This is a genomic window from Methanolobus sp. WCC4, from assembly GCF_038022665.1.
Lineage (GTDB): Archaea > Halobacteriota > Methanosarcinia > Methanosarcinales > Methanosarcinaceae > Methanolobus.
This window is the reverse complement of record NZ_CP150629.1, coordinates 449,643-471,853: the sequence shown is the minus strand read 5'-3', so window position 1 is coordinate 471,853 and position 22,211 is coordinate 449,643. Positions and strand designations below refer to the sequence as shown.

24 protein-coding genes are annotated in these 22,211 nt (G+C 45.1%); 11 read left to right on the top strand and 13 right to left on the bottom strand.

Annotated elements, in window-relative coordinates; genetic code table 11:
* Positions 1–3 precede the first annotated feature (3 nt).
* Positions 4–612, bottom strand: a complete 609-nt coding sequence (gene purN / locus V7O63_RS02460) for a phosphoribosylglycinamide formyltransferase (protein ID WP_340819849.1) — start codon at positions 610–612, stop codon at positions 4–6.
* Between the two features lie 55 nt (positions 613–667).
* A complete protein-coding gene (locus V7O63_RS02455; RefSeq protein ID WP_340819847.1) occupies positions 668–1,636 on the bottom strand; it encodes a transcriptional regulator in 969 nt (322 codons plus the stop codon).
* A gap of 384 nt (positions 1,637–2,020) precedes the next feature.
* Between V7O63_RS02455 and V7O63_RS02450 the strand changes: the two genes are divergently transcribed.
* Both V7O63_RS02450 and V7O63_RS02445 read left to right on the top strand, forming a co-directional pair.
* On the top strand, positions 2,021–3,649 hold the full coding sequence (locus V7O63_RS02450; RefSeq protein ID WP_340819845.1) for an ATP-binding protein: 1,629 nt from the start codon (positions 2,021–2,023) through the stop codon (positions 3,647–3,649).
* Between the two features lie 59 nt (positions 3,650–3,708).
* Positions 3,709–5,013 carry a tRNA(Ile)(2)-agmatinylcytidine synthase gene (locus V7O63_RS02445; protein WP_340819843.1) on the top strand — a complete coding sequence of 435 codons (1,305 nt, stop codon included), beginning with the start codon at positions 3,709–3,711 and terminating at the stop codon, positions 5,011–5,013.
* Between the two features lie 41 nt (positions 5,014–5,054).
* Here V7O63_RS02445 and V7O63_RS02440 read toward each other — a convergent pair whose 3' ends face one another.
* The 3 genes from V7O63_RS02440 to V7O63_RS02430 form a co-directional block, all read right to left on the bottom strand.
* Positions 5,055–5,855 (bottom strand): NAD+ synthase, encoded by an 801-nt coding sequence (locus V7O63_RS02440; RefSeq protein WP_340820872.1) that lies wholly within the window; start codon positions 5,853–5,855, stop codon positions 5,055–5,057.
* A 22-nt stretch (positions 5,856–5,877) separates the two neighbouring features.
* Positions 5,878–6,588 (bottom strand): ATPase domain-containing protein, encoded by a 711-nt coding sequence (locus V7O63_RS02435; protein WP_340819841.1) that lies wholly within the window; start codon positions 6,586–6,588, stop codon positions 5,878–5,880.
* Positions 6,589–7,013: 425 nt separating this feature from the next.
* On the bottom strand, positions 7,014–7,730 hold the full coding sequence (locus tag V7O63_RS02430) for an ATPase domain-containing protein (RefSeq protein WP_340819839.1): 717 nt from the start codon (positions 7,728–7,730) through the stop codon (positions 7,014–7,016).
* 156 nt (positions 7,731–7,886) lie between these two features.
* Between V7O63_RS02430 and V7O63_RS02425 the strand changes: the two genes are divergently transcribed.
* The gene (locus tag V7O63_RS02425) at positions 7,887–8,366 is read left to right on the top strand and encodes a DNA-binding protein (protein ID WP_340819837.1); all 480 of its coding nucleotides are present in this window, start codon (positions 7,887–7,889) and stop codon (positions 8,364–8,366) included.
* A gap of 81 nt (positions 8,367–8,447) precedes the next feature.
* Positions 8,448–9,056 (top strand): orotate phosphoribosyltransferase-like protein, encoded by a 609-nt coding sequence (locus V7O63_RS02420; protein ID WP_340819836.1) that lies wholly within the window; start codon positions 8,448–8,450, stop codon positions 9,054–9,056.
* A 73-nt stretch (positions 9,057–9,129) separates the two neighbouring features.
* Here V7O63_RS02420 and V7O63_RS02415 read toward each other — a convergent pair whose 3' ends face one another.
* Positions 9,130–11,253: a DHH family phosphoesterase gene (locus V7O63_RS02415; protein WP_340819833.1), complete on the bottom strand. Its 2,124-nt coding sequence runs from the start codon at positions 11,251–11,253 to the stop codon at positions 9,130–9,132.
* Between the two features lie 407 nt (positions 11,254–11,660).
* On the opposite strand from V7O63_RS02415, the gene V7O63_RS02410 reads away from it, so the two are divergent.
* Together V7O63_RS02410 and V7O63_RS02405 are read left to right on the top strand one after the other, a co-directional pair.
* Positions 11,661–12,425, top strand: coding sequence for a slipin family protein (locus V7O63_RS02410; RefSeq protein ID WP_340820871.1), 765 nt, complete (start codon positions 11,661–11,663; stop codon positions 12,423–12,425).
* An 11-nt stretch (positions 12,426–12,436) separates the two neighbouring features.
* Complete coding sequence (locus V7O63_RS02405; RefSeq protein WP_340819830.1) at positions 12,437–13,780, top strand: nodulation protein NfeD; 1,344 nt, start codon at positions 12,437–12,439, stop codon at positions 13,778–13,780.
* A 41-nt stretch (positions 13,781–13,821) separates the two neighbouring features.
* Here the strand turns inward: V7O63_RS02405 and V7O63_RS02400 are convergent, their stop codons facing one another.
* From V7O63_RS02400 to V7O63_RS02385, 4 genes are all read right to left on the bottom strand, one after another.
* Positions 13,822–15,141: an AIR synthase-related protein gene (locus V7O63_RS02400; protein ID WP_340819829.1), complete on the bottom strand. Its 1,320-nt coding sequence runs from the start codon at positions 15,139–15,141 to the stop codon at positions 13,822–13,824.
* An 18-nt stretch (positions 15,142–15,159) separates the two neighbouring features.
* Entirely contained in the window at positions 15,160–15,768 is a 609-nt protein-coding gene (gene hisH / locus V7O63_RS02395; RefSeq protein WP_340819827.1) for an imidazole glycerol phosphate synthase subunit HisH, read from the bottom strand.
* A 70-nt stretch (positions 15,769–15,838) separates the two neighbouring features.
* Positions 15,839–16,216, bottom strand: a complete 378-nt coding sequence (locus V7O63_RS02390) for a DUF2283 domain-containing protein (protein WP_340819825.1) — start codon at positions 16,214–16,216, stop codon at positions 15,839–15,841.
* Positions 16,191–16,532: a hypothetical protein gene (locus V7O63_RS02385; RefSeq protein ID WP_340819823.1), complete on the bottom strand. Its 342-nt coding sequence runs from the start codon at positions 16,530–16,532 to the stop codon at positions 16,191–16,193. Before V7O63_RS02385 ends, V7O63_RS02390 begins: the two co-directional genes overlap by 26 nt.
* Before the next feature lie 187 nt (positions 16,533–16,719).
* On the opposite strand from V7O63_RS02385, the gene V7O63_RS02380 reads away from it, so the two are divergent.
* Entirely contained in the window at positions 16,720–17,208 is a 489-nt protein-coding gene (locus V7O63_RS02380; RefSeq protein WP_340819821.1) for a carboxypeptidase regulatory-like domain-containing protein, read from the top strand.
* Between the two features lie 53 nt (positions 17,209–17,261).
* A complete protein-coding gene (locus V7O63_RS02375) occupies positions 17,262–17,693 on the top strand; it encodes a hypothetical protein (RefSeq protein WP_340819819.1) in 432 nt (143 codons plus the stop codon).
* Between the two features lie 65 nt (positions 17,694–17,758).
* On the opposite strand, the gene V7O63_RS02370 is transcribed toward V7O63_RS02375, so the two are convergent.
* The 3 genes from V7O63_RS02370 to V7O63_RS02360 all read right to left on the bottom strand — a co-directional run bounded on the left by V7O63_RS02370 (position 17,759) and on the right by V7O63_RS02360 (position 20,067).
* Positions 17,759–18,418 carry a hypothetical protein gene (locus V7O63_RS02370; protein ID WP_340819817.1) on the bottom strand — a complete coding sequence of 220 codons (660 nt, stop codon included), beginning with the start codon at positions 18,416–18,418 and terminating at the stop codon, positions 17,759–17,761.
* Between the two features lie 63 nt (positions 18,419–18,481).
* Entirely contained in the window at positions 18,482–18,781 is a 300-nt protein-coding gene (locus V7O63_RS02365; protein ID WP_340819815.1) for a hypothetical protein, read from the bottom strand.
* Complete coding sequence (locus V7O63_RS02360; RefSeq protein WP_340819813.1) at positions 18,772–20,067, bottom strand: UDP-glucose/GDP-mannose dehydrogenase family protein; 1,296 nt, start codon at positions 20,065–20,067, stop codon at positions 18,772–18,774. Before V7O63_RS02360 ends, V7O63_RS02365 begins: the two co-directional genes overlap by 10 nt.
* A 175-nt stretch (positions 20,068–20,242) precedes the next feature.
* Between V7O63_RS02360 and V7O63_RS02355 the strand changes: the two genes are divergently transcribed.
* From V7O63_RS02355 to V7O63_RS02345, 3 genes are all read left to right on the top strand, one after another.
* A complete protein-coding gene (locus V7O63_RS02355; RefSeq protein WP_340819812.1) occupies positions 20,243–21,013 on the top strand; it encodes an HNH endonuclease in 771 nt (256 codons plus the stop codon).
* A 151-nt stretch (positions 21,014–21,164) separates the two neighbouring features.
* Positions 21,165–21,611 carry a nucleotidyltransferase domain-containing protein gene (locus V7O63_RS02350; protein ID WP_340819810.1) on the top strand — a complete coding sequence of 149 codons (447 nt, stop codon included), beginning with the start codon at positions 21,165–21,167 and terminating at the stop codon, positions 21,609–21,611.
* The gene (locus tag V7O63_RS02345) at positions 21,612–22,034 is read left to right on the top strand and encodes a DUF86 domain-containing protein (protein ID WP_340819808.1); all 423 of its coding nucleotides are present in this window, start codon (positions 21,612–21,614) and stop codon (positions 22,032–22,034) included.
* Positions 22,035–22,211: the final 177 nt, after the last annotated feature.

Genomic DNA, 22,211 nt, shown 5'->3' with positions numbered 1-22,211 from the left:
AATTTACGTGTGTACTACTATCCGACCTTCCACTTTAAGCTTACCCTCTACGAAAAGCCTGACAGCTTCAGGGTATGCCTTGTGCTCCTGTTCCAGTATGCGCGCTGCAAGGTCATCGGCTGTATCTCCCTCAAGGACAGGTACCGATCTCTGTATTATTATGGGTCCTGTATCCATTCCTTCATCTACGAAGTGAACGGTACATCCGCTTACCTTCACACCATAATCAAAAGCCTGCTGCTGGGCATGAAGTCCTTTAAAGGATGGGAGCAGTGCAGGGTGGATATTTATTATCCTGTTGCGGTATGCTGATATCAGGTCCTTTCCCACAAGACGCATATAGCCTGCAAGGAGTATCAGGTCGGTATCGTTGTCTTTCAGGACCTCGAGTATCTCTTTCTCGAATTCCTGCTTATTGGAGTAGTCAGAAGGGTCGACGAAAACATCGGTTATGCCGTGTTTGCGTGCACGTTCAAGTGCATAGGCATCTTCAACATCGCTTATGACAACGGATATATTTGCATTCTCAATGCATCCGTTCTCTATATTGTCGATTATGGACTGGAGGTTCGATCCTCTTCCTGAAACAAGTACTGCGATGTTGGTGGTCATTGTTAGTTCTAAAAGGGATCTCTATATATTAGCGTTTTGGATCTGGGTATCATATCTATATATTGATGTTGTGTTTCTTGGTCCTCTCATCGATCAGCTCTGCCAGTTCTTCAGCGCCTGCCAGCTTGTCAAGCTCTGCTTTTTCGATAAGGATCGTATTCTCAACTGTCTCTGATTTGATCTGCCCGTTGATAATGAATACCGATTTTGTCCGGGTTACACAGGATATGCTGCTCATGAGGTCTGCACGCTTGATCATTGCACTGCTGTAGGTGCTGACCCCTGTGAGAAGTGTGTCGGATGTATCCTTTGAGATTGCCTTGAAAGGTGCCTGATTCGTTGACATCACCTGGTATCCCAGTGAATAGAGCATACCGAGTATGCCATCATCAGGTTGTGTATCCGTGTTATTCTCCTTCGGTACTTCCACATTTGCCTTTTCCTCAAAGCAACGAAGAATGTCTATGGACCTTGCCAGTGCAACATCCAGCAGTTCCTCAAGCTGGAGGACCACATCGATAGATGCATCCATGCCACCTTCCTCATACTTGCTAATGGTCCTTCTGGATACTCCCAGTTCACTTGCAAGTGCTCCCAGTGACATTGCTGTTCTTTTACGTGCTTCTTTGAGCACATCTCCGTCAATGGATACATAAAGCCCGCCGGGAGCGGCTGAGACGAGAGGCGGTACATCCTCTACAAAATAATCATATAGGGTCTGGACGTTGACCGCAGGGATGTCATAGCGCATATATACGACACTATCTTCAAGCATCTGGTCGCGGGTCTTTGCACCAATGAGCATTGCAGTCCCTCCAAGGTACCTTGCAAGGCTCTTCATCTCCCTTGCAGTTTCTTCGTTCAGGCCGTCTATGTTGAACAATACTTTACAAAAAAGGAGTGTTTCGCCTTTCCTTGCTGCAAGATCAAAGCTCCTGGGTCGAATATTGCATCTCTTGGATACAATGAAGCCTGCTTGCTGTAATACATCAATTATCTGATGTATAAGGATCTCTTTTGTCATGACTAAATAGGCATTGTTTGCACATCTATATAAGTATATCTCGATCAGTCATTGTATATTTCTTCGGAAATTGTTTATAGGGCCGGATTCTGGAAAATTATTTATTTGATGTTCTGGAACTATGTTATTGTATATACAACTCACTGGATCAAAAGACGGTTCTGTGTGCTTGTTTGTTGTTATCACTGGTACAGGTTTCAGGAAGGGAATATGCGAAAGGTCTTTTTTTGGAACGATCCGTTATCATTCATTCCGCATAGAATAAGAACGGATACTAAAAAGTTCATCTCTTCTTTGTCAGCTTTTGTGTTCTCAAATGTCAGTTTTATCACTGCTGATATCACCGAATTAGAACTATTCCGGAAAGAAACAGAGGAGAATGAATTGCTTTTCAGGAAGGCTGTGGAATATTCTTCGTTATCATTATTGATCCTGGATGGAAACTATGAACCTGTTTATATGAACCATAAGTTCACAGAGATATTTGGTTACACACTTGAAGACATTCCTTCCATGGAAGAGTTATGGAAGCTCTCCTGTCCTGATGTGGAATGTAAGAAGAATGCATTTTGTTTATGGGGCATTGGTGATAAGTCTGATGACGACGGCTCAGTTGCCGATCCCGGTGAATGGATAATCCAATGTAAGGATGGTTCTGTAAAGGACATCGAATTAAATTCTACTAAAATATCCAGTGACCGTACTATTATCATTCTCAAGGATATAACTGAGATGAAATGTGCAGAAAAGGCTCTTCTCCTTGATGAACTGAGACTTGAGGCCCTCCTTGAACTGAACAGGTTCACAGGTTCCACGGTAGATGATGTCATGAATTTTGTCCTTGAAAAGGCAGTGGAACTCACAGAGAGCCAGATCGGTTATGTCGGTTTTGTGAGCGAGAAAGATTCTGTTGTAGATATGTATGCCTGGTCAAAGGGTTCCATGAAACTCTGCAGTATTGATGATCCGGTTAAGACATATCATTTTGAGGAAATGGGTCTGTGGGGTGAACCTATAAGACAGCGTACAGTCATTATCACCAATGATTATGCCAATACGACTAATTTTAAAAGAGGGGTACCTGAAGGTCATATAGATATCCTGCGACATTTGGGAATTCCCATTTTAGATAATGGTAAGGTCGTCATGGTTGCCGGTGTGGGGAACAAGGCTGCTGATTATAATAGTTCTGACGTAAGGCAGATCACACTCCTTATGGAAGGAACATGGAAACTTATACAGGGGAAACAGAACGAAGCTAAGATCAAAGCATATGCGGAACAGCTTTCCCGAACCAATAAAGAGCTCGAATCCCTTGACAGGATGAAAGATGAGTTCATGGCCAATATCACCCATGAACTGAAAACCCCTCTCATACCCATAAAAGGATATAGTGAATTACTTTTTGAAGGACATCTCGGAACTCTTGATGAGGACCAGAAAAGAAGTATGGGGATGATCCTGCAGAACGCCAGCAGGCTAGAGAAACTGATAGACTCTCTTCTATACATGCAGAACATCCACTCAGGTAATATCCAGTACCATCTTGATTCTATAGATATAGTCTCTCTTCTTGACAGAGTGATCGATGAGATAGATCCATTCAAAGGTGAGGAGTCTCCGTCTTTACACAGGGAATACAATTCCTCACTCCCGTATATATGTGGAAATTCAACATACCTTGAACAGGTATTCTCGCACATACTGGAGAATGCCTTTAAGTTCACGCCCTCTGATGGCATGATCACTGTCAGTTCATCTATGGAAGACAAAATGATCAGGGTCACTGTAAAGGATACTGGCATAGGCATTTCCGGAGAAGAGATGCCCCATATCTTCAAAAGGTTCTATCAGGCAGACGGTTCTCTAACCCGCCGTTATGGTGGAAATGGTCTTGGTCTGTATCTTTGCAAGAGTATCGTTGAGGCACATGGTGGTTCCATATGGGCTGAAAGTGAGGCTGGTAAGGGAGCCGAACTACATGTACTTCTGCCTGTGATCGAAGATGAGTGATGTTTCCTTTGTGACCAGAGAATCATTTAACAATGATAGGCCATATCTGCTATTGTCCAATGAGCGATAAGAGAACCAGACTGATCATAGGCCTGGATGATACTGATTCCAGAGAAGGTATGTGTACCACTTACCTCTGTGCCCTTATAAGGGATGAGATCTCATCCTTTGCCGATACAATAGCAGAGCCGATACTTGTCCGCCTTAATCCTACTATTCCATATAAGACCCGTGGGAATGCTTCTGTTGCATTGTTCGTGGAATGTGACGACCCGGAAAGGGTGATGGACCATGTTACAGAAAAGGTTGCTTCCATGGCATGTCTGGATAACGAGAATACCAATCCGGGTATTGTATTCATCACAGATGACAGGTTCGAAGCCGTTCGGGATGAGCTCAGTGGATTTTTCAGGCGTGCTGTAAAAGAAGTGCTCACTATATATGAGGCAAAGGAACTAGCTTCAGTACTCGGACTTCGCTTTGAGGCATTCAAGAACGGTCGCGGTTTGATCGGTGCTCTTTCGGCATGTGGTGCAATGCTCAACCCTGACTGGGACCACACCTATGAATACCTGGCATACAGGGAAAAGGATGCATGGGGAACTCCCAGAAGTGTGGATGAAGCTTCTCTCTTTGAAGCGGACAGACAGACATATCCCGATACATGGGATACTGTGGACCTTGCCAACAACATGGTGGTATGTGTGCCACACGCAGGGGATCCTGTACTTTACGGTATAAGGGGAAAGGACCGGTCTTCTGTAGAAAATGCAGCTTCTTTTGTGGTATCTGAGCCTGTAGAGCGTGTATGTATATATCGTACCGATCAGGGCACGGATATGCATCTGATCCCTGTGTCAGGGATCGGTGATATCAAGGAAATGCATTCTTACATCCTCGAAGGCGAGGTTGGATCCGTTCCGAAGACCATCAGGGGTGGCCATACGATATTCTCATTGAAGGACGACCAGGGGCAGACCATCGACTGCGCAGCATTCGAGCCTACCAAGAACTTCAGGGAACTGATCAGGGAACTGATCCCTGGTGACAGGGTAGTTGTCTATGGCAGTGTTACTGAGAGGACCGTGAATATCGAGAAGATAAAGGTGCTGGAGCTTGCTAAAAAATATGAGGTATCCAACCCTGCATGCCCTTCCTGTGGCAAACGAATGAAGTCAGCAGGTGCAGGACAGGGTTACAGATGCAGGAAATGTGGCACCAGTTCCATGGAAACAGAAAGGTCTGAACTAAAAAGGGCAATAGGGGTCGGCTTCTATGAAGTGCCGCCCTGTGCCAGAAGGCATCTTGCAAAACAGCTTATCAGGTTTGAAAATGAGGATCTGCCCGTTTTCCCGGGCAGATAATTATCAAATTTATCAAATGTCTTTATTTTTTAATGCTATTGTTATCGTAGTGACTTAAGTTCTGCTACAGCAGGAGCTTTCTGCTTGTGCAGATTCACATTGATGCGTTTGACAACGGAATCCCTCTGGCTGCCTGTGATCCCTATCGTGTTCTGGGCAACCTGTGGTGTTTCGCCTTCAAGCAACAGAGCAAGGAACCTGTCCACCAGTTCATAGGTGATACCAAGTTCATCCTCATCGGTCTGGTCTGCCCAGAGCCTTGCGGATGGGGCTTTGGTAATGATGTCCTCCGGTACTCCTACAAGTGCTGACATCTCCCTGACCTCGGTCTTGTAGAGATCACCTATCGGTTCGATATCAACTCCGCCATCTCCGTATTTCGTGAAATATCCCAGGAGGATCTCAGTCTTGTTCCCTGTTCCCATGACCATCCTTGACATCATGTTGGCATAATAGTAAAGGACGCACATGCGTATCCTTGCCTTGAGATTACCGTTTGCATGTGAATTTGATTCAGAGCTCTCAGGGATCGTGTGCATGAATCCTGAAAGTACTTCTGATATATCTACTGTCTTGAACTCTATTCCAAGCCTCTCTGCAACTTCTGTGGCATCAAGCACATCTTCTGCGGGTGTCAGGTTCAATTCAGGCATGTGTATGCCAAGAACATTTTCCTTTCCCAATGCTTCAACTGTGAGATAGGCTGTGAGGGCAGAGTCTATGCCTCCGCTGATGCCCACAACGGCACCCTTTACGCCTGCTTCCCTTGTCTTTTCCCTGATGAACTCAACGATGGTGTCCTTAGCTTTCTCAATGTCCATTCTATCAGCCCTGTCGTTCAGTAATTACTGGTCCCGATCCTACTTATCTGTTGGCCTTCGATGACAGCAGTTTGATACCTTCTGATGTGATCTCATAGTTTATGAGCTCAAGGGATACTTTCGTGCCTCTCATCTTCGGGATATGCATATACCTTTCCATTTTACCGGTATACGGGTTCTCTTTCGTCATCATTTTAATGGTCCCATAGGTTGAGTATTCTGTGATCCTGTGGGTGAGCTCGTGTGCTGTAGCATCCATCATTATAAGTGATGTCCTTTTTTGTTTTGAAAGCAGGTATGCCAGAGCATCCACCTTATCCCTGAATTCTCTCAGTTCGATACCAATTGAGAAGGTTCCAAGGTTATCAAGTACGATGACGTCGATCTCTTCCTGCATCAGGTTTAGAAGATTATTGAGATCATCGATCTGTATCGTATAATTTCTGTTGTATTCTTCCTCTATATCATAGGCTCTCATCTCGAGGAATCGTATCATTGACAGCTGCCCGGTCTCTACGAAAGGTTCAAGGTCAAAACCCAGTGCCTTCCCATGGACTATTATCTTTTCAGGCGTTTCCTCGGTTGCTATCATCGCACACTTCTTTCCTTCCTGACATGCATTGTAAAGGTACTGAATGCCAACAATGGTCTTACCTGTGCCGGGTTCTCCGGTTACGAGGATACACTCTCCCTCAGGATAGCCACCCTGTAATCTCTTGTCAAGGTCTGTTATTCCAGTAGATATTCTTGTCAATGTTGTCACCAATTGATAGTTATGATTATAGTGATCTTTTGAAAATGGTCTCAATGGATATATCAATTGTTCAACAATAAGATCTTTCCTTCTGATCATGCGGTTTTGATCCTTCCATTTTCAGAGTTGATGAAGCATTGATCATTGTCAGGCAGGTATCTAACAATATCGTAACACTGTATTGGGAATCCTGCTATCTCAACTATTGGGAATGTATTGTTCCTGAGGGGACGATAAAAGTATCCGTGAGAATGATTTGCTAAAAAAAGAGTAAGATGTCAATATAGGTTTAGTTGATCAGTGATCTCAAGAGGGCCTTTGTCTGTGCAATGTTATTATTTCATCCTCCAGACAAGAGACTGACCTTCCCTTATTTTCCTGAATATATCTGATCAAACCTGACCGTTCAATGATTTGTTTCCCGGTCACAATTGTCTGTTGGCTTTTGATGACAGCAGTTTGACACCTTCAGATGTGATGTCATAGTTTATGAGTTCAAGTGTGACTTTCGTGCCCCTCATCTTTGGTATGTACATGTATCTTTCCATTTTACCTGTGTAGGGGTTCTCTTTTGTCGTTAGCTTGATGGTCCCGTAAGTGGAATACTCTGCTATCCTGTGGCTGAGTTCGTGTGCGGTGGCATCCATGACCACTATCGATGTTCTTTTTTGCTTTGAGAGCACGTAGGCCAGAGTATCGACCTGATCCCTGAACTCTTTCAGCTCCACGCCGATCGAGAAAGTTCCGAGGTTGTCAAGTACAATAATGTCGATATCTTCCTGTAATTGGTGGAGAAGACTGTTGAGATCATTGTTCAGTACTGTGTAGCTCCTGCGGTATCTTTCGTCGAGATCCTGAGCTCTGGTCTCAAGGAAATGTATCATGGACAGCTGACCGCTTTCCACAAAAGGTCCAAGGTCAAAGCCGAGTGCTTTACCATGTATCACTATTTTATCAGGGGTTTCCTCGGTTGCTATGATCGCACATCTTTTTCCTTCATTGCAGGCATTGTAAAGGAATTGGATCCCAATGATCGTTTTACCGGTTCCTGGTTCGCCGGTTATGAGGATGCATTCCCCTTCAGGGTATCCTCCCTGCAGTTTTTTATCGAGGTCTGTTATTCCAGTGGATATTCGTGTCAAAGGTATCACCCAATTATTCGGTGATATAATAATAGCATCCAAAGTATATATTCACTGTCATATTCAATATCTTTGGCTCGGATTTCCTTCGTTCATCCTTCTATTTTCAGAACTGACAAAGAATTAATCTATATTCAGTAAGTATCTGCTATTATTATGGAATATTACATTGCAGATTCTGCAGTCTTTATAATGGGAGCAGGTATCGAACCTCACAGGATGATAACCATTCCGTCGGTGGTAAACGAGTTAAAAAGCAACGAGGCATCCATGCGTTTTGAGCTTGCCCGGGAGAATGGGGCACGGGTGGAGATGCCAGCTGAGAACTTCCGTGAAGATGTCATGAATATTGCAAAAAAGACCCGGGACTGCGAGGAGCTTTCTGCAACTGATATAGATATACTTGCAAAGGCACTTGAGTATAAGGATAATTCCGTGCTCCTGACAGATGACTATGCGGTCCAGAATGTTGCAAGGGTGATGGGTATAGAAGTAAGGCCGGTGGCCCAGAAAAGAATAAAGGATGTTCTTGTGTGGCAAAAGCAATGTGTCGGCTGCAGAAGATACTTTGACAGCGGTGATGTCTGCCCTGTTTGTGGTTCGGCACTTAAGAAAAGGCGTAAAAGAAAAATATAACATCTCTGTTGTAATATATCAGATTACAAGGTGAATATTAAAGGTACATAAAAAGGTACATACGATCATAAGGGGATCCATATGAAGAATATTGATAAACTTATCCAGAAAGCCCTTGAATTACAGGCTAACGGTCTTGTTACAAGGCAAATTGCAGATGAACTTAACGTTTCCCGGGAAACTGTCACGTGGCTTCTGACCCGTGCAAAGAAGGAAGATGTTTCCTCCGCGCCCAAGGATATATCGGTCAACTGGCGCAGCATCGGAAAGAGTGCATACAGGACCCGTCATATTGGGATTGCCATGTGTGATATGCTGCTTGATACGGTGGAAGGCACAGACAACAGTATCGACCTTGTTGTAGGTATAGGTCTCAGCGGTGTTCCCCTTGCAACCATGATAGCAGAGGAACTGGGAACCGAGCTTTCCGTTTACCATGCATACAATGAGCACGATGAAGGTAAGCTAAAAGGGGCTTTCAGCAGGAACTTTGCAGGCATCAAGGGAAAGAGATGTGTCATAATCGATGATGTGATCACCACCGGTAACACCATGAACGATGTTGTCACTCATCTCAGAAGTTCAGGTGCAAAGCCTGTGGCTATTGCTGTTCTTGTGGACAAGAGTGGTTCTGAGTCACTTTCCGAGGTACCTGTTCACGCACTTGTACGTATAGTACGTGTTGACTGAACGGATATGTGAAAGACGATCCAATAAAAATAACAACAAAACAGTAAGGAGTTCAGAAATGAACGTGTAGGAGTTATTCCACTCCTACTGCTCCTATCTTTTCTACTAATTTTGAAAGCACTTCTGAGCGCATGCCTTCTACGAATTTGATACTTCCTACTACAAGGTGTCCTCCACCGTTGACCCCGCCGCCTTTTACCTCTTCGTGGAGTTCCCTGACCATCTGAGGTATGTTCATCAGAACACCCTTTGATCGTATGACCGCAAAGTCAGGTCCATATCCTATGGTCACCACAGGTCTGCCTTCATACTGTCTGCAAACCCTGTCATGAACCTCACCTGATGTCTTTCCGGGTGGTGGGAAAGTGAATTTGTGAGCATTGTTCTCAACATCAAGCACGTTCAGGACAGCTCCGTTTGGAAGGTCCTGTGCTTTCACGTGTGCCATACATACATCTATCTGCTCAGCGATCATTTCATTTGCCTGTTCACAAAGCACGTTGACCAGATTCTTGTGTATCACATGGTCACCAAAGTCCAGTATATCATCAACAATACCTTTTCCAGGACTGAACTTAAGCCAGTATGCTGCAAAGTCAAGGGCAAGTGCCATATCTCTCAGGTTTTGCTCGGTATACCTGTCAGATACAAGTTCTATGTACCTCTTTGCCTCTTCAGCTTCTGAGCGGTCACCAAGAGCAGCTACTGCAGGGAGATGTTTGATCTCGTTCTCAACGTTGACATTTATCATGCGTGCTACTTCGGTACAGAGCATACCTGCCGTCATACCGAAATCTCCCCCGACGTGTGCCGGGTTAACATGGGTTAACAGGTATTCATCGACCACATCATCGGGCTGGTGGTGGTCCATGACTATCATCTGGATGCCGTACACTTGTGCCTGCTTCATTGCAGCTACGTTCTCGTTGGAGGACCCATTGTCCACACTTATGACAAGTGGCATCTTTTGTCCATGTCTTGCTGCATCTTCAAGGGCAAAGCCGATGTCACGTACAACGTCCGTCACCTCGTAGAAAGGTGCCTTTGAAGGGGCACGTCTGTAAAAGTGATATTCGCCATCCTGTCCGTTGACTTCTCTTATGAGTGGGACGATGGCTTTCTCAATTGCCATTGCAGCTGTCATTCCATCAGCATCGGCATGGTGGCGTAGAAGTATGGGTGTGGATTTAATGATCGCCTTCCTTATTTCCTTTGCAGCCTTCTTCATGATCGGTCTGAGTTTCTCAAGGACCTCACTTTCCACCATATATTCTATTTCATAGGGTTCTGCTCTTCTGTCAATGGCAGCCTCTATGCGCTCAAGTATCTCGGCTTCCTTTGGTCCGGTAAGCCTTTTCATGCTCTGCACTTCGAGCTGGACACTGCCTCCGCGGGATGTTATCTCTCCGGTGGCTGCAATCATCATATCAGACTCTATCTCAGGATATGATCTTTCACCTGCACTGGCAAATGCTGCTCCTGATATCTGTCCCGTCTCATCGGCAATGGTGAAGATAGTAGGACCTGCGGTCTGCTTGACCTGTATGACCTCGCCTTCTACTTTTACCTTCTTGCCTACCATCTGGGGCAGTTCGCTTGCCATTTTGACAGGAAGCTGCTTTTCAAGTTCTATTGTCTGGTATTCTTTCAGGATACGCGGTGCCAGGTCCATCTTGCCCCTTGGCTTGATCTCCTTGAGAACGACTATTACCTCTTCTCCCGGTTCAAGTGGTCCCTTCATATTGCTTGAATGGACAAGTCCTCTGAGGTTTGAGTTAAGATCTACGAAAACACCGAAATCTGCAATGTTCCTGACAATGGAATGATACATCTTTCCGACTTCAAGCTCCTCAATGGTACATGAGTTATCAAGCTTGTAGACGATCTGTTTCTTCGCACATTCCTGACATACCTCGCTTCCCTGATAGAGTCCTTTCATATCGTTCCCACATATCTTGCACTTGTAAAAAGCACCTTTTCCATTGCATTTGGTGCAGGTCTCCCTGTCCTCTATCTCCCCGCTTCCTCCACAATTGCTGCAGGATGAACCATTTTTCAGGAAATTTGCCATGTCCTTCTCTGATAGTTTCATGAAGTCCACGGATTTGGATTTCCCGCTCCCTTTGCACTCGGGACATCTGGATGTGCCGCTGACACTATATCCTTTCCCGTTGCATTCTATGCATTTCTCGCTCATTGTATCTAGTCTTAGATAGTAGACGTTGGATTTATGTGTTTGCTTGTGCCCTGGAGTAATAATAGGCACTTATATTTATATCTACTATTTATATATTCGGCGCATGCTATCGTTTTGGAAAAATTGTTTGAAATTATTAACATCAAAATCAATCACATTAATAAACAATAAATGAGTTCTATATTTTGTTGGGTCTGAAATGTTATTCAAGTAATAACAACTGCTTTCATGCTTTCGTGTACATCCCCTCAAACAAGTACTTCAGACCCAGCCTTCTATAAAGTAATTCTTTTTCGTTCCTGATTATCTCGTCTTCTTCAGAGCTTTCTTTATGCGAGTCACCGGTATATTTTTAAGAAGTATCATTTATATAATATAGTATCAAGTTTCTTCAGGAGAGTGGTCATATCGCATTTATAGATATTATTATACCTTTAGCTATTGTAGCAGTTTTCATACTGTCAAAAGCTATCAAGATAGTGAATGAATATGAACGTGTAGTTATCTTCCGTCTGGGAAGACTGAGCGGGATAAAAGGTCCGGGCCTTTTCCTTATCATCCCGATCATCGATACTGTTGTTAAGATCGACCTGCGTGTCGTCACGATCGATGTGCCCAAGCAGGCTGTCATCACAAAGGATAATGTAACGGTAGCGGTTGATGCTGTTATCTATTACCAGGTCATCGAACCTTCCAAGGCGGTCAACGAGGTCGAGAACTTCAAGTACGCAACCGCAATGCTCTCACAGACGACACTTCGTGATGTGATCGGTCAGCTTGAGCTGGATGATGTACTTTCCGACAGGGAGAACGTGAACAGGAACATCCAGGAGCAGCTTGATATTTCCACCGATCCGTGGGGTATCAAGGTTACAGGTGTCACCCTGAGGGATGTCAGCATCGATGAGACAATGCTGCGTGCGATCGCAAAGCAGGCAGAGGCAGAGCGTGAAAAGCGTTCCCGTATCATCCTTTCCGAGGGTGAATATCTGGCTGCTGAGAAGATGAAGCAGGCAGCTCAGTTGTATCAGGAGATGCCTATCAGTCTGAAGCTCAGGGAATTGCAGACCTATGCCGAGATTGCAAGGGAAAGGAATCTGATCGTTGTGTCGAACTCCAGTGACATAGCAGAGATCGCTGCAATGTCCAAGGCCTTCGCTAAGAAAGAGTGAAAGGTGGGATCATGGTCAATAAGTGCCGGTCATACCTGAGCACTTTTCTTTTTTTTATTCTTCTTCTTTCCCAGTTCACAGGAATAGCATGTGCTGCCGGAGAGCAGAAGGTACTGGTGCTCGAGATATCGGATTCCATCACCCCGGTAACGGATGATATGGTAGCCGATGCCATAGCCTTCGCTGAGAATGATGACTACGAAGCCCTTGTGATCACGCTCAATACTCCGGGCGGGAATCTGGATGAAACAATCGACATAATTGAGCAGATCGCAGCTACCGATGTTCCGGTGATAGGTTATGTCTATCCCGAAAGCACAAAAGCATGGTCTGCAGGTACCCTCATTCTCATAAGTACTGACGTTGCCGCTATGGCACCTTACACTATCATAGGTTCGGCACAGCCCGTGAGCATAACATCCGGCGGAAGTGAACCGATCGAGGATGAGAAGATCATCAATGCTCTTGTGAAAAGGGCAACTGAGAATGCAAAGCAGCATGACCGTAACCAGACAGCTGCAGAGGAGTTCATCACAAAGAACCTGAACCTTGATGCTGATACTGCACTTGAGTATGGTGTCATTGAATATGTCGCACCTTCAATAGCTGACCTGCTCTCGCAGGTGGATGGACTGGAGGTCAAAGGAAAGGTGCTTGAGACAGATGGTGCAACCATTGATTATTACGAAGCTTCCCTGAAGCTCGCTTTCCTGAACATCATCTCCGACCCTATAGTTTCTTCGCTGCTCCTGTTACTCGGTGTCTATGCTATCATACTCGGCATATCGAATCCCGGCTTCGGAGCTGAGCTCTTTGGTGTGATAGCTATCTCCCTTGGACTGATAGGGACGGGCTTTGATGTGAATATAGGTGCTCTGTTCCTTATCATAGTGGGTGTGGCCCTGCTGGTGCTTGAGTTCCAGGCTCCCGGTTTCGGTGTATTCGGGATCGCAGGTCTTGTGTGTGTGGTAGCTGGTAGTGTGCTGCTTGCACCAACGGATTTCCCGCAGAACTATACTCCTGCGGAATTCCAGAGAACGCTGATACTTTCGATTGCGACACCAACCCTTGTTCTGGGGCTGTTCCTTGTGTTCATAATATACAAGGTATTTGAGATCAGAAGGCAAAAACCCCTTTTTGGTGAACTCATCGGTGACACCGGACTGGCCATCGACACAATAGGAGATGGTCAGGAAGGTTATATCCTCCACCGTGGACAGCGCTGGAAAGCACGCTCATCAGATATGATAGAGAAAGATGACAAGGTAAGGATACTCGAGAAGGACGGTGTGATCCTTGTCGTTGAGAAACTAAAAAGCGAAGACGGTGAAGAGAATCCTGAGAACCAGGACTGAGAAAAATATGTAAGAAAAGAAAGGTCTTTCCTTTCTTCTCTCTATTTTCTTTTTATCATCTCAATTACACGTTTCTTCTTCTCGATCGCATTGACTGCGGCAGTGTCAATTGCTTTTTTCATCTCATCGAAGTCACGTGGGTTCTCGTCACCTATCATCTTCTTGATAGGTGTGTATGCCGATTCCCTGAACCGTGGTGTGAAATCCCTTGCCTCGCCGTCGATTATGACCTCAGCACCTGTGCCTTCGACCACTTCCCCGATGACAGCTATATCGACATCGGCACTTCGGATGGTCTTCATGATGTCCTCTGCATACTCCTGTGGAGCAATAATGAGCAGTGCGTCAAGTGAGACACCAAGATAGTCTATCTCAAGGGATTCGAGCATGTCAAGGACGGTTGGATTGACAAGCTTTCTCATCTCCTTTTCCTCGAATATGAGCTTGACACCAGCTGTTCTGGATATCTCCTTTGCATCGCCGCGGACCCCGCCATTTGTGACGTCTGTCATGGCGTGTATGTGCTTTACAAGACCTGAATCGATCAGTTTGTCACAGGCTTCCAGGAACTTGATGTTGATGGTCTCATCAACCACATCATGCATCTCATAGTAGAGTGCTGTGGTTGATATGGTCCCGCCGCCAGCACCTTCTGTCATGAGTATTACATCGCCGACCTGTGTCTGCTCACGGGCTGTAAGATCAGTTGAGACTCCGACGGCACCGACACCACCGGTCATACGTTCACCGATCACCATGTCACCGCCGATCCTGAGGGTACTGCCTGTTATGAGAGGGATGTTCGAGAGCTCTGCAACTGCTGTTATACCTGCTATGTGATCGAAGACCTTGCCGACATCACCATCATCTGCCACGTGGATGTCAGAGAGCATTGCCACGGGTCTTGCACCCATGACATAGACATCACGGAGTGCTGCCCTTGCAACGTGGAATCCTGCAAGGAATGAATAATCGCTGAGTCTGGAGTGCATGCCGTCAACGGTGAGGATAACGTATTCGCCACCTTCTGTTGTGACAACACCGGAATCATCAAGGTGTGTGGTGTCCACGACCGCCTTTGTCTTGCCGATGACCTCGGCTATCTTCTCATGTGTGTAGAAATCGCCAAGACCTCTGGAACCGACGCCGAACTCTCCCATAGTCACGCCGGATACGGTAGGTTCAAGAACGTCTCCCTTGAGCACAAGGGTTGCCTTTGCCTCTGTGATCGTTGCCTGTGCAAGTTTGCGGGCATGTTCAGGGCTTGTGTTCTTCACTTCCAGTATCCTGGCTGTGAGCTTGTCTTCCAGTTCCGGGTCGTTTTTCCTTAAGCCCCGTTTTGCGTAGCCTTCGATATCCATATTATCATTCCTGTTCCTTTAGCACATGGCTACGAAATTCTTCAGCATCTTAAGGCCCACATCACCGCTTTTCTCAGGGTGGAACTGGGTTCCTATGACATTGCCTGCATCGTTGACGATCGCAGCTGCGAACTGTGTGCCGTAATCGCATGATATGAGAGTGTTCTTCTCTGTGGTGTCCACGTAGTATGAGTGGACGAAATAGACGAAGGAGCCATCTGGTATGCCTTCAAAAATAGGATGCTCCTGTGTGATCTTTATGTCACTCCATCCCATGTGAGGGACCTTGAGTTCGGAGTGCGGGAATCTGAGCACCTTCCCTTTGACAAGGTCAAGCCCTTCTGTGAGGCCGCCTTCTTCTGATGTGCTGAGCATCATCTGCTGCCCCAGACAGATGCCGAGCATCGGCTTACCTGATGCTACGTATTCATCGATGGTGTCCCTGACCTTCTCGACATTCTTCATTGCATCTTTGAAAGCCCCGACACCAGGAAGGATGACCCCATCGGCACCTTTGATCTCTTCAGGGTCACTTGAGATGATCACGTTCGCACCTGCGTGTTCCAGTCCCTTCTGGACACTCCTGAGGTTACCAAGGCCGTAATCGATGATAACTATCTTCTTCATGTGGAATTAAAGAATGGTTTTGGTACATGAATGTAACGATGTGTATCATGCACTGCAAATAGTAGATAAATTACATCCCGACAGCCAGAGATTCCGAGCCGGCAGGTAAATTCAGGATATTGATCGTAGAAGCAGCTGTTTCACGGAGCACTTCAGCATTCCTTTTGCCAACATTCATGGTAATCTTAAGGTCGATGACCTTTGCAGAAATATCGATTTGCACATTAAGTGTCCTGCAGTGCTGGACATCATATTTTGAGATCCCGAACTTTTTGGAAGCATCCAGTATTTCAACACCAGTGATCGAATCATCTTCTCCGATGTCCAGTATGATTCCATCTATGTCGATGGATGACTTATATTTCACACCTTTTGAATATGCGAAAAAGCTGTCATTCTGAAGGTCATAATCAGAAGAACCTTCACGCTTGATCCTGCGTTCGTTCATCTTCTCTCACTCTTTTACCGGATGATTCCTTGAAGCATGTTACTAATGAGAACTTGATAGGTTCATGCTCTTTTATTCCAATGATCACACTAATGTCGTATTTTTCACTATATCTATACAGGACTTTAAACTTTTGCCCATTCTGTTGTAAAATCCCTACAGGGGTCTTTTCGAATATGATTGAATATATTTCTTCAATGAAACCTTCACCAAATCGGGCTTCTATCCTCGCTCTGAAGTGCATTGTCTCATAGATGTTATCCACTTCTATGGAAGAAAGGTGCTTTCCGAAGGTGTATATGTCCATTGGTTCCATTGAATTTACTCTTTTGTGGTGTTCACGATACAATGAAGTGGGTAGTTCAAATAATTTTCTAAAAAAGTTTCGTGTAGAAGTTATATTTAAAAGTTAAATTCTTAAATTATTCTGTGCACAATATAAAATTCAGGAGCAAATCAATAAATTTATATCTAATGTATTTTTCCTAAGTGTCGGTGGTTTTTTGGAAAACTTAAAAAAACTCTTCAATGACGATAGGGCCATCGAGCTTCCTATCAATATTGTTGTCATGCTGGTGGTTGGTATGGTGGCACTCGCAGCTCTTGTAGCTATTATCCCTCCTCCAACCAAGAACATGTCCGTAACGATCGTAGAGTCAGGAGAACAGGTTACAGGTGTAAGTCCCGGAAACACGGTCATCGTGGATTCCACTACAGCGACCTCACCTTTTGATGTGGATGTGAAGATATCCGTGTCAGACCCCGACGGTTACCCTGTGAGGGATGCAAACGTTATCCTGCGTGGCCTTGGTGGTGTAGCCACAGGTACCACGGACAACAATGGGAACTGCAGTCTCAGCACATCGACAAGCAGTTCGCCTGTAAGCCTTGGTGCTAACCAGAATGAAGGATCGATGGACCTCAGTATATCCACTGATGGTTTCTACGATTTCGAGAAGAAAGATGCTGTAATGATAGTCAGGACATCATGATCCTGACATCTTTTTGCATCTCCTTTCATTTCTATTTTTAGTTCCTGATCCACATGTTATCAGATGAATCTGCTTCCGTGGGGCTTCCCATAAGGATCGTTGTGCTCACGATCATCGGTATGATAGGTATGTATGCCATCCTCAGTGCTGTGATGAGCACGCCCTTTGTTCCTGAATCGATGTTCGCGGCTTCCAATTGTAGCAGCTTCAATATGAGCGGGACGATCGTTGATTCTCCTGAACTGATAGTCAGTGTGTTTAACAACGATGGGAAGCCTGTCGGTGGTGCAAATGTGGTGGTATGGGGTCCCGGTAAGGAGAAGGCAACCGGAGGTATCACGGACCATGATGGTGAGTTCCGGTACAAACTGCTGAACATCTCTCTCCCGCAGGGTAAAACCGAAGGCTATCTTTCGGTAAAGGTGATGCAGGAAGGTTATCTGGACTATAGCAATGAGTACTTCGTTAAAGTAAGAAAAGTATGAGATCTCAGGTTCTTGAGTTCCTGATGGTCTCTTTTTTAGTTATCTGTCGTTTTCAATCTGGAATCTCAAGCTCTGCTACGATTTGCCACATAGAACTTCATAGTTACTGCCACGGCGAACACCAGCGCAATAGAGAATGAGAAGTAGGCCGACCGGATAATGTCCCAGCGCCCGACCATTATGAGATATCCTGTGAGCGCAAGTATCAGTGCCCCCATTATCCCTGAGAGTTCTACGGGCACCTTCACAGAACCGATATTGATGCGGTTATGATTCTCGGCTTTCTCAAGACGCATGTTCAGTTGTGATATCTCGTTCCTGATCTCCAGTTTGAGTTCCTCGGTTTCCTGAAGACCTGTGTCAGGTTCATTCTGTTCCAGTTCATCCCTGAGTCTTGAATTCTCTTCCTGAAGCATGGCTATCTGCGAGTTCAGTCCGGTGAGCTGTGAATCAAGTTCTTGCAACCTGTTCTCAAGAGTCTCGTTGACATGAAGACCCTGTTTCAGTTCATCGATGTCAGTAAGAATGGAAGTGATATCTTCCCTCGTACTTTCCATAGCTTCTTCAAAATTAGTCTCGTACTCGGGTATTGTATCCTCCGGGGGCACGTCCACAGAGAGCCTGCGCTCCACTGCACGCAATCTCTTTTCCACACTCCTTACGTTCTGGTCAAGGGAGTGTAATCTGCCGTTGATATCATCTTTTATCTGGTTTTCGTTTTTCATAAGATCCGCCACCAACCGGACTGACCTTTTTTACTCAAGATATTAAAATCCTTCTATTTTGTTTCAGATAATTTGGGAGTTCTGAAGTGTGATATATTCAGGTTTAACATCAACGACATAGTATTTCCTGCCATCGAGTACTATAGAGGAGGTTTTTTTCGGGAAGTAAAAGTTCAGGGCATGACCCTGATAACCTTTTGAAAAAAGAAGTCCGATCGAGAAAGTGCTCTCCGATGACATGCCACAGTACATCATATCCTGTGATGTTCCGAAGAAACTGTTCTTGACAGTCTTTCTCTCTCCGATATTCAGGGTGAAAGTCTCGTTCATGTCCAGCCTTCCGCCGGTTCTGCTTACCAGCACAGACCGTCATAATCGATCTCAACACTGAGCTTTTTCGGGTTGATCATCTTTCTGCCGTCGATGACGACCCTGTTAGCCATGGCATCGAACTCCCTGTCAAGTTCCCTGAACTCGCTCCACTCTGTCATGATGAGGCAGCCGTCTGCTTCCTCCAGTGCCTGCGCTGCGGTCTTGCAGTAAAGGACGTCGTGGTAGAGTTTCTTCATACTCTCCTCGGCCATGGGGTCGTATGCGGTGATGTCTGCTCCAAGGCGCTGTAGTTCAGCTATTACGGGGATGGACCTGGATTCCCTGATGTCATCGGTGTCGTTCTTGAAGGCAAGACCAAGTACGGCTATTCTCTTGCCTTTCAGGTCGCCTATCTTGTTCTGCAGGAGTTCTATCATCTTCAGGGGCTGCCTGTCATTTACATCCACAACGGACCTCAGTAAGAGTGGTTCATAATCAATATCCTTTGCCTTGCCTATGATGGCCTTGACATCCTTGGGGAAACATGATCCGCCAAAACCTGCACCACAGTTGAGGAACTGGCGCTCTATCCTGAAGTCGGTTCCAACGGCATCCATGACCTCGTAGGTGTCGATACCTAGCTGCTTGCAGATGTTACCTATCTCGTTGGCGAAGGATATCTTGGTAGCCAGGAAGGAGTTGTTGACGTATTTGATCATCTCGGCTGTCCTCGGGTTGGTGTGTGTGATCTCACAGTCCAGCTTGCGATAGAGTTCTGATACAACGAATCCCGACCTCTCATCGATAGCACCCACGACGATCTTGTCAGGGTGCATGAAATCATAGACAGCCTTGCCCTCTCTCAGGAACTCGGGGTTCATGGCGATACCGAAATCCCTGCCAGCCTTCTTGCCGGAGTATTCCTCGACTATAGGGAGTACGACCTTCTCGGTGGTCTCAGGCACCACGGTACTCTTGACGACGACAACATGGTAGCCGTCCTTCTTAGCTATAGCCTTCCCGAGGCTGGCACTTGCAGCCTTCACAATGGAGAGGTCAATGCTCCCGTCATCCCCTGAAGGTGTCCCCACGCAGATGAACGAAGCATCGGAGTTCTGTACAGCATAATCATAGTCAGATGTGGCGATGAGCGTCTTCTGGGTGTATCTCTCCATTAGATCATCCAGTCCCTCTTCCCAGATGGGTGCGATACCTGCATTGATCTGTTTTACCTTCTCCTCGTCGATGTCGATACAGATGACCTCATGCCCGAGGTCCGCAAAACAGGCCGCTGAGACCGAGCCAACATAGCCTGAACCAATGATGGATACTTTCATGAGTGGTATTCTCCTGAGTTGTAAATTGTTGAAAAGAGTATATTAGGATTGGGGTGATGTTTTACAAATCTGATTACAGAGCATTTGCTGGATATCATATTTCACTACAATTTTGGTGCAAATATTTGTAATAATTTAGAAAGACATTAATATTCCATAATGTATTGGGTCTATCATGAAAAGTTCAGAATATCTTGATGTTCTCTCTGTATATTCAAGGAATGATCTTAAGGATCTATTTCAAATAACTGATGCTACCATAAATACTGGCATATTTCAGCCGAAAGGTCATTCTTCAGTCTGGATCTTTGTAACTAAAAACAAAACCCCTGATAGGACAGCTTATAGTGACGATTTTGATGGTCAAATATTGAATTTTGAAGGGCAGTTAAAGGGAAGAACTGATCACAAGATAATCAACCACTTAGACAATGATGCTGAATTAATTGTGTTTTATAGGGAGCACATAAAAGAATATCCGGAGTCTGCATTTAAGCATCTCGGAAGATTCCAGTACATTTCACATTCTGGAGATAAACCAACACATTTCGTCTTACAGGCGTTGGATCTAGGATTGAGCGATTCTGGTGATTTTGAAACCTTAAAAGAACCTTCTGAAGGACATGTCGCAGAAAAATATGCAGAAGGTAAAGAAAGAACAAGGATTCAAACATATTTTGAAAGGAATCCCAAACTACGTGTTGAAGCACTAAAATATCACGGGACAAAATGCGTTGCCTGTGGATTCGATTTTCAAGAAAGATATGGTCAACACGGAAGTGGTTTTATTGAGATACATCATCTTTTCCCACTTTCATCTTATACTGGAGAAGAAAAAGTAGATCCTAAAACAGATTTGGTACCTTTATGCTCAAACTGTCATAGGATGGTTCACAGAAAAAAAGAAATGTTGACAATGGATGAATTGAAAAGAATCCTATTATAAGATTATTTTTCTTACAGCATATTTTAGTATACTCTTATTAGGTGACCACAATTTCCCTCCCAAAATGTAGTCACCCACAACTACACCCTCACTCAATCTTTATTACTTATAAACACATAGAAAAATTTAGAACACCTTTGCCGTTGGTACTATGATAGAAAGAGCTCCGTGTCATGACAAAAAAGAGATCATTACTCTTCTGGAAGGATTCTTCCCTGATGAAGAGTCAGTTGAGCTTGCCTATCTTTTTGGTTCGCTGGCAGAGGATACGGCAGGTCCGTTAAGTGATGTGGACATCGGTGTCTATCTTTCTGAGACATTGACAGGGAAAGAAAGGATCCGTAAACGGATTGACCTGATAGGGAAACTCTCAGACCTGCTGAAAAGTGATAAGATAGACGTGGTAGTGCTCAATGACACTCCACCTGTACTTAGTTTTGAGGTTATAAGGCCCAATGTCCTGATATTTGAAAGGGACAGCAGCCTGAAGATGGATGTTGAACAGCGCATCATGTCAGTGTATCTGGACTGGAAATACTATGAGGACCGGATGAACAGGAACCTGCTCAAGAGAATTACTGAAAAGGGGCTGGCCTGAATGCGTGATGAGGATAAAATACTCAGGAAACTGGATTTCATGCAGAGGTGTGTCAGCTACCTGAAGTCCGTAGATGCAGGCAGCAATGAGCTTGAACACAATTACGAACTTCGCAGTGCAGTTGAGCGCAACTTCCAGCTTGCCATTGAAAGTGCGATCGATATTGGTGAGATGATCATCTCAAAGGAGGGGTTCGAAAGGCCCGAGGTATACAGAAGCGTGTTCCTTATACTCGGCAAGAACGGAGTGATCCCTCAGGAGTTTGCAGAAGAATTCGCTCAGGCAGCCGGTTTCAGGAATGTTCTGGTCCACATGTACGAAGAAGTGGATATTGACATAATGCACATGTTCCTGGATGAGAGGCTGGAAGACTTCGATGAATTTGGCAGCTATGTTGCAAGATATTTAACTGCTGATTCATGATATATTTTTGATTAGAACCTGTCGTTAACTTCATAGGTGACTACAAATCCCATCTAAAAATGTAGTCATCCAATCAAAAGTTCCTTATGGTACTACTGCTCCACCAGAAACTCCCGCGTGTCTTCGAGCTTGTCTTCGCTGGAAATTGCTGTAAATGCTGTTTTTGTGGTTATGGAC